Annotated in this window: 16 protein-coding genes and 1 pseudogene; 5 read left to right on the top strand and 12 right to left on the bottom strand. The window is 71.8% G+C overall.

Going from position 1 to position 11,990, the window contains the following annotated elements:
* The 7 genes and pseudogenes from ABD285_RS12855 to ABD285_RS12825 all read right to left on the bottom strand — a co-directional run.
* Positions 1–284, bottom strand: a pseudogene (locus ABD285_RS12855) (transglycosylase domain-containing protein); the annotation flags it as partial.
* Positions 285–391: 107 nt separating this feature from the next.
* Positions 392–799 carry a hypothetical protein gene (locus tag ABD285_RS12850; RefSeq protein WP_284255200.1) on the bottom strand — a complete coding sequence of 136 codons (408 nt, stop codon included), beginning with the start codon at positions 797–799 and terminating at the stop codon, positions 392–394.
* On the bottom strand, positions 792–1,418 hold the full coding sequence (locus tag ABD285_RS12845; protein ID WP_284255201.1) for a nucleotidyltransferase family protein: 627 nt from the start codon (positions 1,416–1,418) through the stop codon (positions 792–794). The genes ABD285_RS12850 and ABD285_RS12845 overlap by 8 nt, the downstream gene beginning before the upstream one ends.
* A gap of 76 nt (positions 1,419–1,494) precedes the next feature.
* The gene (locus ABD285_RS12840; protein ID WP_344202885.1) at positions 1,495–3,207 is read right to left on the bottom strand and encodes an ABC1 kinase family protein; all 1,713 of its coding nucleotides are present in this window, start codon (positions 3,205–3,207) and stop codon (positions 1,495–1,497) included.
* Between the two features lie 4 nt (positions 3,208–3,211).
* Positions 3,212–3,730, bottom strand: coding sequence for a PadR family transcriptional regulator (locus tag ABD285_RS12835; protein ID WP_284255202.1), 519 nt, complete (start codon positions 3,728–3,730; stop codon positions 3,212–3,214).
* A 44-nt stretch (positions 3,731–3,774) separates the two neighbouring features.
* The gene (locus tag ABD285_RS12830) at positions 3,775–4,368 is read right to left on the bottom strand and encodes a GNAT family N-acetyltransferase (RefSeq protein WP_284255203.1); all 594 of its coding nucleotides are present in this window, start codon (positions 4,366–4,368) and stop codon (positions 3,775–3,777) included.
* 9 nt (positions 4,369–4,377) lie between these two features.
* On the bottom strand, positions 4,378–4,773 hold the full coding sequence (locus ABD285_RS12825) for a VOC family protein (RefSeq protein ID WP_284255746.1): 396 nt from the start codon (positions 4,771–4,773) through the stop codon (positions 4,378–4,380).
* A gap of 85 nt (positions 4,774–4,858) precedes the next feature.
* Here ABD285_RS12825 and ABD285_RS12820 point away from each other — a divergent pair, with 85 nt between their 5' ends.
* Positions 4,859–5,689, top strand: coding sequence for a potassium channel family protein (locus tag ABD285_RS12820; protein ID WP_344202883.1), 831 nt, complete (start codon positions 4,859–4,861; stop codon positions 5,687–5,689).
* A gap of 5 nt (positions 5,690–5,694) precedes the next feature.
* Positions 5,695–6,894 carry an MFS transporter gene (locus ABD285_RS12815; protein WP_344202881.1) on the top strand — a complete coding sequence of 400 codons (1,200 nt, stop codon included), beginning with the start codon at positions 5,695–5,697 and terminating at the stop codon, positions 6,892–6,894.
* 1 nt (position 6,895) lies between these two features.
* Here the strand turns inward: ABD285_RS12815 and ABD285_RS12810 are convergent, their stop codons facing one another.
* Positions 6,896–7,819, bottom strand: a complete 924-nt coding sequence (locus tag ABD285_RS12810; RefSeq protein WP_344202879.1) for an aldo/keto reductase — start codon at positions 7,817–7,819, stop codon at positions 6,896–6,898.
* A gap of 71 nt (positions 7,820–7,890) precedes the next feature.
* On the opposite strand from ABD285_RS12810, the gene ABD285_RS12805 reads away from it, so the two are divergent.
* Entirely contained in the window at positions 7,891–8,433 is a 543-nt protein-coding gene (locus ABD285_RS12805) for a TetR/AcrR family transcriptional regulator (protein WP_284255210.1), read from the top strand.
* 51 nt (positions 8,434–8,484) lie between these two features.
* Positions 8,485–9,249: a DarT ssDNA thymidine ADP-ribosyltransferase family protein gene (locus tag ABD285_RS12800; RefSeq protein ID WP_284255211.1), complete on the top strand. Its 765-nt coding sequence runs from the start codon at positions 8,485–8,487 to the stop codon at positions 9,247–9,249.
* A 15-nt stretch (positions 9,250–9,264) separates the two neighbouring features.
* Here the strand turns inward: ABD285_RS12800 and ABD285_RS12795 are convergent, their stop codons facing one another.
* The 4 genes from ABD285_RS12795 to ABD285_RS12780 are packed head-to-tail and all read right to left on the bottom strand — an operon-like array spanning position 9,265 to position 10,280.
* Positions 9,265–9,492, bottom strand: a complete 228-nt coding sequence (locus ABD285_RS12795) for a hypothetical protein (protein ID WP_284255212.1) — start codon at positions 9,490–9,492, stop codon at positions 9,265–9,267.
* A gap of 40 nt (positions 9,493–9,532) precedes the next feature.
* Positions 9,533–9,757: a hypothetical protein gene (locus tag ABD285_RS12790; protein ID WP_284255213.1), complete on the bottom strand. Its 225-nt coding sequence runs from the start codon at positions 9,755–9,757 to the stop codon at positions 9,533–9,535.
* A 47-nt stretch (positions 9,758–9,804) separates the two neighbouring features.
* Positions 9,805–10,098 (bottom strand): hypothetical protein, encoded by a 294-nt coding sequence (locus ABD285_RS12785; RefSeq protein ID WP_344202876.1) that lies wholly within the window; start codon positions 10,096–10,098, stop codon positions 9,805–9,807.
* Positions 10,098–10,280, bottom strand: coding sequence for a hypothetical protein (locus tag ABD285_RS12780; protein WP_284255214.1), 183 nt, complete (start codon positions 10,278–10,280; stop codon positions 10,098–10,100). Before ABD285_RS12780 ends, ABD285_RS12785 begins: the two co-directional genes overlap by 1 nt.
* Positions 10,281–10,403: 123 nt before the next feature.
* Here ABD285_RS12780 and ABD285_RS12775 point away from each other — a divergent pair, with 123 nt between their 5' ends.
* On the top strand, positions 10,404–11,978 hold the full coding sequence (locus ABD285_RS12775; protein ID WP_344202874.1) for an AMP-binding protein: 1,575 nt from the start codon (positions 10,404–10,406) through the stop codon (positions 11,976–11,978).
* Positions 11,979–11,990: the final 12 nt, after the last annotated feature.

Raw genomic sequence — 11,990 nt, 5'->3', positions numbered from 1 at the left:
TCCAGCGGCAGCGACTGCCGGTTCTGGTCGTAGAGGGTCGCGATGTGGAAGTCGGAGCCGTCGGGATTCTTGGCCAGCACCTCGTTGGCCTCGTGCTGCTGGCTCAGCTCGATGTACTCGGGCAGCGAGTCGAAGACGCCGACCGTGTTGCTCGTTGTCACGCCGCCGACCGCGATCGCGGGAAGCGCCAGCAGCGCCACGAGCACCCCCGCCATGGCGCTGAAGACGATCATGCCGACGGCCCCGGAGATGAGCCTGCCGACGCCCGCCCTTCGATCGGCCATGTCATCGACCGTACGTTGGTCGCCGGTGGTGAGGGCGCCGTGCCAGGCGTTTACAAGGAAAAGATTCCGGATGCCGTAGCTCAGCGTCGACGACAGACGTGGTTGAGTCAGCGAGCTCGCTGGATCGCCTCGTTCACGAGGTCGCGCGCCCACTTCGCGAGCTGAGCCGCATCGGCGGCGGAGACCGGGTGCACACCGTATTGGACCGGCGTCTTCTCGGAGAGCAAGCGTCTCAAGCTGTTCGGCGCCTTCTTCGCCGGACTCAAGGCTCGGGTCAGCAGGTCTACCGCCTGGCCATGGTCTTCGCCTGAGCTTCGCTCGCCGAGGAGGAGGCCGCAGATGGCGTCGGCCGCTGCGATGCCGGCGAGGATCGAGTTGGAGCCCGATACCTTGCGCTCAGCAGCAGAGTCACTCGATGCGTACAGCTCCGCCGCCTCGAGGTAGGCGCGCGCCTCGCCCAATCGGGCTCGCGCCTCGCCGTTGCTCAGAGGGGACGTCGCCGACTTCTTAGCCACGCGCGCCGAGCCCGAGGCCGAGAAGCAGTCGAGCGAATTCGGGGCCGACGAGCGGGACCGCGTCAGCACGTAGCGACGGAACGATCGAGTCGCCGCGGCGCACCATGTCGGCTAGTTCGGATCGGGTGACACTGTAGATCTGCCCGTGGTTGCCGGTCCAGGTCTGGATGCTGGTGCTGAGGGCATCGGCGACGTCGACGATCTGTTCTCTGTCGTGGCCATCGGGAAAGACCAGGAGTACATCGACATCGGACTCCGGCGACGACTCGCGGCGCGCGAACGAGCCATAAAGGTAGGCGGCAACGCCCTCCTGCTGTTCCACGTGTCGCTGGATGCGGTCGCGCAGAACGGTGCGCGCGTTGGCGGCGGCTTCGATGGCCGGCCACAGTACGTGCTGCCGGTTCGCGCTCCAGGTCTGGGCCGACCCGTGCCGATGGGAGTTCACGAGCCCGGCGGCCGCCAACCGGATCAGCGCCTTGCGCACTCCGAACGGAGACCCGGATGCCGCAATCCGCTGCACTTGAGCCGCGCTGAATTCGGTCGCGGCTCCGGCGAGTACCCGCAGCACTTCGGCTTCGACCGGCGAGGCGATCGTGCGCAGGGGTGATTCGAGGTCCATGGACTACCCTTGCTACTTGAGTTGCATTGATGCAACTACAGTAGCGCGAGCACAACTCTAGTCGCAAGAGATGCGGTCACCGACCCCGCCACGTCAGGGCGACGTGCAACAGGGGTAGCACCGACGCGCCCATGAGCACCCACCCGAGCACCGGAACCGTCGGCATCAGCAGCACGCCCGCGAACAGCAGCGTCGCGAACACCACCGCCGAGACGGCGCGGCCGATGGTGCGCTCGAGCGAGCCGAGGCGGCGGTCCACGTCGGGGGTGCGCACCGCGACCTGACCGCGGTCGATGCGTTCGGCGAGTTCGTCGATGCGGCGGGGGAGGCGCGCGAGTGTCGTGGCGTAGGAGACGGCCTGTTTTCCGAGGGCGCGCACGGAGTCGATGCCGCTGGGGCTGAGGATGTCGCGCGCGAAGGGGTCGACGGCATCCCACATGTTGAACTCCGGATTGAGTGCGCTGGTGTCGCCGGAGACGAGGGAGATGGTGCGCAGGAGCAGGAGGAAGTTCTCGGGCAGCTGGAACGGAAGGGCGCGGATCGTCTCGCCGAACTGGCGGGCGAACGCCTCGAGCTCGCGCGGGTCGACGCGCTGGAGCTCGGCGATTCCCATGCCGCCGAAGCGGGCGAACAGGGCGGTCATGGCGTGCTCGAGCTCGTCGGTGTCGGTGGCCGAGATGAGCACGTGGAGGCGCTCGAGGGCGGTGACGAGGCCGCGGCTGTCGCGTCCGACGGCGGCGAGGATGAAGTCGCGGAGGCCCGCGCGGAGCGTGTCGGGGATCTCGCCCATCATCCCGAAGTCGACGAAGGTGAGGCGCCACGGCGGTTCGCCGGGTCCGCCGGGATCGGTGACCGGGGTGACGAAGATGTTGCCCGGGTGCGGATCGGCGTGGAAGAAGCCGTGCACGAAGATCTGCTGGAACGTCACGCGGGCCAGCTCGTCGGCCACGGCGGCGGGGGAGATGCCCGCCGCCTCCAGCGCCGCCACGTCGGTGACCTTGATGGCCGTGACATCCGAGAGGGTCAGCACGCGCAGCGAGGTGCGCTCCCAGACGACGAGCGGCGCGGTGACCCGCGGATCGGATGCGAAATCGGCGTCGAAGCGCTCGGCGTTCGCGGCCTCGTGGAGGTAGTCGATCTCCTGCAGGCTCGTCGACGCGAACTCCTCGACGAGCTCCGGAACGTCGGCGCGCTTGCGCACGACGCGCACCCGCATGAGCCAGCGGGCGACGCGACGCAGGGCGGCCAGATCGACCGCCACGACCTCCTCGATGCCGGGGCGCTGCACCTTGACCACGACATCCATCAGGCCGACGTCGGCGCCAATCGCAGGCGTCAGGCGTGCGCGGTGGGCCTGGCCGAGAGATGCCGCGGCGATCGGCGTCGGATCGAACGAGGCGTAGGCGACGTCGAGCGGCATCCCGAGCTCCGCTTCGGCCGCCGCGCGGATCGCCTCGAACGGCTCGGCCGCCACCTCGTCCTGCAGGCCCTCGAGCTCCTTCGTGACCTCGGGGGGCAGCACGTCGAGGCGCGACGACATGAACTGGCCGACCTTGATCATGAGCCCGCCGAGATCGGCCGCGAGCACGTGGAAGCGGCGGGCCAGGCGCTGCAGGCGCGCCGTGCGGCCGCGCGCCGCGAGTCCGCGCAGGCCGAGCACGGGCAGCACCAGCTCGAACCACCACAGCTGCGTCAGCGTGCGGCCGGCGAAGCGCATGATGCGCCGGTAGCGCGCGCGGGAGGCGGGTGACGCGGTGGATGCCGTGGGGCTGCCGCTTCGCGGCGGCATCCCGTCAGTCCTCGGCGAGGATCGCGTAGAGCTTGCGGCGCGCCTCGTCGATGATCGCGACCGCGCGCTCGGTCTGCTCCGAGCTGGCGCTCGGGCCGAAGCCCGACATCGCCTGCGCGAGCTTCGCGCCCGCCTTCGGCAGGGCGAGGTCGCGCTCCGGGTCGAAACGACGGCGCGGCCCGCTCGACTCGGCGCTCGCCACGGTCGCCTGCTCACGACCTGCATCGGTCAGGGCGTAGACCTTGCGCTCGCCCGTCTGGGTCGCGGTGACGAGGCCCTCGTCGGCGAGCAGCTGCAGCGTGGGGTAGACGGTGCCGGGCGTGGGCGTCCAGGCGCCGCCGGAGCGCGCCTGGATCGCCTGGATGAGCTGGTATCCGTGCATCGGCTCGGCCAGCAGCTCGGTGAGGATGGCGGCCCGGATGTCGCGGCCGGCCTCGCGGGGCGCGAACGCCTCGCGCAGACCGTCGACCGCGGCGTGGAGATCGAAGCCGGGCAGATCGAATCCGGCGGAGGAGGTGCGCATGCGGCCACGATACGACGGCGGGATGGGTGGCGGCGGGGAAATCCTCAGCCGTAGACGAGGTACGTGCCCGCCTTGCCGGGCTCCCGCAGCTCGAACCGGCGCCGCAGGTCGGTGCGCTCGATGAGGGCGACCTGCTGCTCGAACCGCTCGTTCGTGACGAACACGACGCGCGACAGCTTCCACTCGTCGGCGAACCAGGAGCGCAGGGCGGGGAGCAGGCGCGCGTCGAGCCCCGCGTCCATCCGGGAGCGTCGCACCCAGAGGTAGACGACCGCCTCGACGTCCGACCACCGCTCGTCGCCGAGCGGGGTCACCTCCGATCGGGCCAGGAACTTCGCGCCGGTCGGGAAGACGTACACGCACCCGAGCGCCTCGGCGCCCGCCGGGTCGACGACCGTATACGTGTATGCGTAGTGCGCGTCGTGGCGCTCCTCGAGGCCGACGAGGTCGTCGCGGTTGCCCTCGACCGTGAAGTCGTCGGCCGGCCACGCGGACTGCTCCCAGAGGCGCAGGTGCTCGCGCGTCTCCATCACGGCCTCGAAGTCGGCCAGGGCGTCGGTCGGGCGGATCGGGCGCAGCACGAACTCGTCGGTCGTCAGCCGGGATGGCACCGGATAGTCGGGGTCGGTGATCGCCACCCGTCGAGGCTAGTTCTCCGGCCGGTTCGCATACCCGCGTGACCACTCCGGCAGCTCCTGCAGCGTGAACGCGTTGCCGTCGGGGTCGCGGAACGTCACGAATTTGCCCCACGGCAGCTCCTGCACGTCGTCGGCGTCGACGCCCTTCGACCGGAGCATCTCGAGCGACGCGGCCGCGTCGCGCACGACGAGCTGCACGCCGCGCAGCGACCCCGGCTCGCCCTCGGCGAGGCCGCGGCCGAACGCGATCGAGCACGCCGAGGACGGCGGCGTCATCTGGATGAACCGGATCTCGTCGCTCACGGTCTGATCGAAGTCCACGTTCCAGCCGATCCCGGCGTAGAAGTCGAGGGCGCGGTCGATGTCCGAGACCGGCACGAAGACGAGCTCGATCCGCATGTCCACCATGGTGTTTCCTTTCGTCGTCGCCTCGAAAATAGGCCCGGCCACCGACACCGCCGAGGGGCGAGAACGCCCTAGTCTCCACGTCATGAGCACGACCGAAGAGCCCTCGCGGCGCCTGACCGCCACCGCGTGGCGCACGTACTCCGAGTGGCCACTCGTGGCGATCGGCGTCGTGTTCGTCGTGGCGTATTCGATCGAGGTGATCGACGACCTGCACGGGGCGGCCGCCCGCCCGTACGACATCGCCATCTGGGCGACGTGGGTGCTGTTCGCCGCCGACTACGTCGTCAACCTCGTGCTCGCCGAGCGCCGCGGGTGGTGGTTCGTGCGCAACCTGCACGAGCTGGCGATCCTCGTGCTGCCGGTGCTGCGACCGCTGCGACTGCTGCGCCTGCTGTTCGTGCTCCGGATCACGCATCGTGCCGCCGAGCGCCACCTGCGCGGGCGGGTGCTCGTCTACGCGTTCGGCGGTGCGACGCTCATCACCTACCTCGCCGCCCTCGCCGTGCTCGACGCCGAGCAGAACCACCGCGCGGCCAACATCCACAGCATCGGCGACGCATGGTGGTGGGCGGCCACCACGATCACGAGCGTCGGATACGGCGACTACTACCCGGTGACCCTCGTGGGACGGATCGTCGCCGTCGGTCTCATGGTCGGCGGCGTCGCGCTCGTCGGCGTGACCGCGGCGACGATGGCGACCTGGCTGATCGACCAGGTGGGCAGCCGGGTCGACACGCAGCTGGAGAAGGCGGAGCGCTCCGACGACGACCTGCGGGAGCGGCTGGATGCCATGGGGGCGCAGCTGGCGAAGGTCACGGAGCTGCTGGAGGGCGAGCGCGGGGGAGGCCTCGATACGCCGCCCGGGGCGGCTGCTCGACCCGCTCAAGGGGAGGGCGCGGCGCTGCCAGACTGAGGGGGATGACACCCGCCACGATCCCCGTCCGTCGCGGGCGCCTCGCGCTGCTCACGATCGCCGTCGTGCTCGCGGCCGCGACGATCCGCGCGCCCCTCGTGTCGGTGGGGCCGGTGGCGCACACGATCGCCCACGACCTGCAGGTGGGAGCCGGCGTCGTGGGCCTGCTGACGACGATCCCGGTGCTGCTGTTCTCGGTCAGCTCGCCGCTGGCCGTGTGGCTCTCGCGCCGGTTCGGCGCCGAGTTCGCGCTCACGTTGTGCCTCGCGGGCGTCGTTGTCGCGTGCCTCGTGCGCTCCGCCGGCGGACTCGGGTTCGCGCTCGCCGGGACGGCGCTGCTCGGGGTGGCGATCACGATCGGCAACGTGATCATCCCGGTGATCATCGCCCACGAGTACCCCCCGCACCGGGTGCACCTGATGACCGCGGTGTACACGGCGGCGATCAACATCGGGGCGACCACGGCGGTCGTCGGCACCGCCCCGCTCGCGCCGTCGCTGGGATGGCAGGGCGCGCTGGTCGTGTGGGGCGCGTTCGGCGTCGCCGCGCTCGCCGTGTGGGCGGCGACCCACGGCATCCGGGCGACCCTCACCCCCACCCGCCCCGCCGCCCCGGACCCCGACGAGCCGCGCGCACCCTCGACGCTGCGCTCGTCGACCACCTGGCTGCTCGTCGTCGCGTTCGGGAGCCAGTCGTTCGGGTTCTTCGCGGTGAGCGCGTGGCTGCCGACGCTGCTGCACGACCACGGCTACCCGGCGACGATCTCCGGCGACATCACGGGGGTGTTCCAGCTGTTCGGGGCGGCCGGCGCCCTGCTCGTGCCGGTCGCCATCGCCCGGGCCAACATGGTCGTCGGCGTCGCCGTGTGCATGGCGTGCTGGGCGGTCGTGCCGATCGGATTCCTCATCACGCCCGACCTGTGGTGGCTGTGGTGCGTGCTCGGCGGCGTCGGCCAGGGAGCCGGGATCACGCTCGTCTTCAGCATGATCGTCGGCCTCGGCGGGGGGCAGCGCGTGGTCGCGTCGCGCTCCGGCGCGGTGCAGGGGATCGGCTACGCGATCGGGGCGGTCGGCCCCACCTTCGTGGGCGCGCTGCACGACGCCACGGGGGCGTGGACCGTGCCGCTCCTGGCGATCCTGCTCATGCTCGTCGCGTTCACGGTCACGGGACTGATGGCCGCGCGCCGGCTTGTCGTGCTGGTCTGAGTCAGGGCCGCCGCGCCCGGCCGGGCGCCGGGACGGCGTCGAGCCGATCCAGGATGTCGGCCGGCAGGTCGAGCGAGGCGGCGGCGAGGTTCTCGGCGGCGTGCGCGGCGCTGCGGGTGCCGGGGATGAGCAGCACGTTCTCGCGATGCTGGAGCAGCCACGCGAGCGCCACCTGCGCCGGCGTCGTGCCGAGCCGCTCGGCTGCCGACGTCACCTCCGGCAGCGATGTCACCGTCATCAGGCGACCGAAGTCCGGGATGTCGGCGCGTGCGCTCCAGGCGCTGCCGAGGGGGAAGAACGGCACCCATGCCACGCCGTTCGCGGCCGCGAGCTCGAGCTCGGGTTCGCGGGTGCGGTCGGCGAGGTTGTACGCGTTCTGCACCGCGCCGATCCCGACCGGCAGCGCACGGCGCAGCTGCTCGAGCGTCACCGCGGAGAGCCCGATGGCGTCGAGCTTGCCCTCGTCGCGCAGCGCGGCGAGCTCGGCCAGCTGGTCGTCGAGCTGCACCACCTGGTCGCCCTCGCCGACGATGCCGGGTCGGCGGTCGGTGCGCCGGAGGTAGACCAGGCCGAGGCGTTCGATGCCGAGGGTGCTCAGGTTGTCCTCCACCTGCTCGCGCAGCTCGGTCGGCCGCTGCGCGGCCCGCAGCGCTCCCTCCCCGCCGACGGCGCCGACCTTGGTCGCCAGCACGAGGTCGTCGCCGTAGGGGTGAAGCGCCTCCCGGATGAGGTCGTTGACCCCGTCGTAGAACTGGGCGGTGTCGAGGTGCCGCACGCCCATGGCGATCAACTGCCGCAGCAGGTCGCGCCCTGCCCGCCGGTCGGGCTGCTGCCCCGCGGTGAGTTGCATCGCGCCGTATCCGACGCGGCCGACGTCGCGGCCGGCGAGCGGGAACGTGGGGGAGATGGCGGGGGAAGCGGACATCCGGGTCTCCTTCTGGTAAAACGGAATCCATTCCTCTTCGACGGTAGCACTTAACCGGAAGGACTTCCGTATTGGCCGATCGCGCCGACGCCGTGCGCAACCGCGCCCGCCTCGTCGAGGCGGCGAAGCGGGTGTTCGCCGACCCAGCGCGCCCGCACGGCCCGGAGGCCGTCGCGCGGGAGGCGGGGGTGGGCGTCGGCACCCTCTACCGGCACTTCCCGACGGCCGAGGACCTCGCGGCCGCGGTGTACGAGGACGACCTGGCGCGCGTCGCCGACGCCGCCGCGGAGCTGGCCGCTCACCTCGCCCCGCCGGACGCGCTGCGGGCCTGGATGGACCGCTTCGCCGAGCGCATGGCCGGCAAGCGCGCGATGATCGACGCCCTGCGCTCCGTGCTGCATGGCGAGGGCCGGGTCGAGCAGACCCGGGAGCGGCTCGCGGCGGGCGTGCGCATCATCCTGGACCGCGGGGCGGCCGACGGGTCGCTGCTTCCCGACGTGGATGCCGACGACATCGTCACGGCACTCGTCGGGATCACGGTCGCCTCACCCGCCGACCCCGCCCGTGCCGCGCGCCTCATGGACCTCCTGGTGCGGGGTGTGCGCGCCGGCTGATCGCGCCGCGCGCCGGCCGGCTCCCCCGAACCTGACGTAGCGTGGATGCCGATGGCCGAGTGCATCCATGGTTTCGACGAGGGTCTCTGCGACATCTGCTACCCCCGCAGCGCTCCGGCATCCGCTCCGCGGACGGCGGCGACGCGCGCGCCGCGGGCGACGCGTGCCCCCGCCGCGAGCCGCACCGCCGGGGCTCCGCGGGTGGCGACGGCGCCGCCCGTGCTGCTGAGCGCGCAGCGGATCTACCACGTCACCCACATCCGCAATCTCGAGATGATCGCGATCGACGGCGCGCTGCGGGTCGACGCGGAGCCGGAGGTCGACGTCAGCAGCGCCCTCGCGCGGGAGATGCGTGAGAGCGCCCCGCTCGCCGGCGGGGGCGTGGTCGCCGACCGTGTGCCGTTCTATCTGAGCCCCGACGCGGAGCGCTGGCGCGAGCTGCGCGACGGAGCGGCCGGCGCGCACTGGTCGGATGCCGCCCGCGCCACCCGCCCGACGGACTTCGTCGTGCTCGTCGCCGACGCGCGTGCGGCCGGCGACGACGTCGTGCTCGCCGACGGCGACGCCGCGGCACCCGCCACCCGGTTCGCGTTCGGCATGGAGGCCGGCACCCAGCAGCTGCGCCGCATGCGCGCGCTCGACGCGGGCTACGCGACGGGCGAGCTGCTCGCGCCGAACCCGTTCCCCTTCTCCGGGGTCGCGCTCATCGGCGTGCCGCACGAGCCGATGCGGGATCGCGTGCGCGACATCCTGCGCGAGGTCGGCGGGCACGTGCCCAAGGTCGCGGTCTACCCGCCCTGGTTCCAGCGCGACTGAGCGGGCGCCCGCGGCTCAGCGGCCGGGGTCGCCGTCCTGCGGCGGTTCCTCGCCGCTCGTGTCGTCGGGCAGGTCGGAGCCGCGCACGGCGTCCATGTCGGGATCGTTCAGGAACTGCCGGGCGGTCTCGCTCAAGGTGTTGAGGGCGTCTGGCGTCTCCTGATCGAGGCGCTTCTCCTCGGCCTCGGCGGCGTCGTTCTCGCGGCGCTGGGCGTCGTGCGGTTCGGGCGTGGTGTCGGTCATCGCTGCTCCTTCGGCTCGCGGTCGTGTCGGGTGGTCGTCGTCACTCGTCGTCGTCGTTCTCGCCCTGGTGCTCGTCGGGCTCGGGCAGGTCGTCGTCCTCCTGCACGGGACCGGCGTCGCCGGGATCCACGTCGAGCGCCGGCCGGTCGTCGATATCGCTGGGCTCCGCACCCGGCAGGGCCGACTGCTCGACGCTGTCGATGCTGCGCTTCGCGTCGTCGAACTGCGACGCGGCGAGGTCGGCGTCGCTCTGGGTATCGGACATCGGGAGACCTCCTTCGGGTGAACGAGCCGGTCGGGTGAACGCGCCCGTCAGTTGAACGAGCCGGGGATGAACTGCTCCGTCGGCGGGTTGGGGTCGGTGTCGTCGAAGGGCGCGCCGTCCTTCGCGGGGAAGGTCGGCTCGTCCGGTGTCGGGTCGGGGCCGGCCGGGGGAGAGTCCGGCTCGACGGGGTCGATCGGGCCCGGCGGGTTGATCGACGGGCCGTCGGGCTGCGGGGCGCCGGGGTCGGGCCCCGGGACACCGGGGTCGGGCGGCGAGCCGGGCGTCGGCGGGAAGTCCGGATCGATGGCGTCCGGCTCGATGCTCTCGGGGTAGTCCGACATCACGGCGCCTCCGCCCCGGCGCCGTCGTCCGGCTTCTCGTCGTCGACCTCGGGGCCGCCGACGATCGCGCCGGTGCCGAGGTCGTCGCCCGACTGCAGGTCGGGCCCGACGTCCTCGGTCATGTCGTCGTGTTCGCGGTGGAAGTCGATGTCGTGGGTGCGCGGGTGCGGAATGTCGCTCATGGTGGTCCCTTCCGTGTCCTCCACCGTCGCCCCGGCGGCGCGGCGCGACAACCCCCGGACGGGACCATTGCGCCAATGCCCAGGGTGGCGGGAGGCTGGCGGCACCCGATCGAAGGAGATCGCATGACGTTCCGCAGCCCCTTTCCCGACGAGACGATCCCCGACCAATCCGTCTTCGACTTCCTGTTCGGCGACCTGAGCGACGCCGATGCCCGGCGCGTCGCCCTCGTCGACGGACCGTCGGGGGCCGAGACCACCTACGGTGCACTGAAGCGCCAGATCGAGCTGTTGGCGGGTGCGCTCGCCGCCCGCGGGATCGCGCCGGGGGAGGTCGTGGCGCTGCACGCACCCAACGTGCCGGCGTTCGCGACCGTGTTCCACGGCATCCTGCGCGCCGGAGCCGCCGCGACGACGGTCAACGCGCTGTACACGGCGCAGGAGATGCAGCGCCAGCTCGAGGCGTCGCACGCGAAGCTCGTGTTCACCGTGGGCCCGCTCGCCGAGACCGCGACGGCCGCCGCCGCCGGAGCCGGGCTTCGGCCCGAGTCGGTCATCGTGCTCGACGGGTCACCCGGCCTCGCCGACCTGCTGCGGGAGGGCCACGCCGCGCCCGACGTGACGATCGACCCGGCCACCCGCGTGGCGGCGATCCCGTACTCGTCGGGCACGACCGGCTTCCCCAAGGGGGTGCAGCTGAGCCATCGCAACCTGGTCGCGAACGTCGTGCAGTGCACGCCGGAGCTGCTCGACATCCGGCCCGACGACCGGGTGCTCGCATTCCTCCCGTTCTTCCACATCTACGGCATGACCGTGCTGCTGAACATCGCGCTGAAGCGCCGCGCGGCGCTCGTCACGATGCCGCGGTTCGACCTGCAGCAGTTCCTGCAGCTCATCCAGGACCAGAAGATCACCTTCGTGTTCATCGCCCCGCCGGTCGCCGTCGCGCTCGCCAAGCACCCGATCGTCGACCAGTTCGATCTGTCGAGCCTGCGCGGCATGATGTCGGGCGCCGCGCCCTTCGACGAGGCCCTCGGCAATGCGGTCGCGACGCGGCTCGGCATCACGATGCAGCAGGGGTACGGGATGAGCGAGCTCAGCCCCGTCTCGCACGTGATCCCCGCGGGGCAGGTCGGCACGATGTCGGTGGGGTCGGTCGGCGTGCTGATCCCCAACCAGGAGGGCCGGATCATCGACGTCGACTCCGGCGAGGAGATCGAGGCCTCGCCCGACGGTCCGAGCCGCAGCGGCGAGCTCTGGCTGCGCGGGCCGAACGTCATGCTCGGCTACCTCGACGACCCGGAGTCGACGGCCCGCACCGTCGACGCCGACGGCTACCTGCATACCGGCGACATCGCCCTCATCAACCCGGACGGCAGCTTCCAGATCGTCGACCGGCTGAAGGAGCTCATCAAGTACAAGGGCTACCAGGTGCCGCCGGCCGAGCTCGAGGCGCTGCTGCTGACGCATCCCGACATCGACGATGCCGCGGTGGTAGCCGCGGCGGACGAGGAGTCGGGGGAGATCCCGAAGGCGTTCGTCGTGCGGCGCGAGGGCGCGGAGCTGGACGAGGACCGTGTGATGGCGTTCGTCGCCGAGCACGTCGCGCCGCACAAGAAGGTGCGGGCGGTCGCGTTCATCGACGCGGTGCCCAAGTCGTCGTCGGGCAAGATCCTGCGGAAGGACCTGAAGGGGAGATAGCGCGGGTCGGCG

It is taken from the genome of Pseudolysinimonas kribbensis (genome assembly GCF_039531715.1).
Lineage (GTDB): Bacteria > Actinomycetota > Actinomycetes > Actinomycetales > Microbacteriaceae > Pseudolysinimonas > Pseudolysinimonas kribbensis.
Note: the sequence above shows the minus strand (reverse complement) of the source record. Positions and strands in the feature narration are given on the sequence as shown.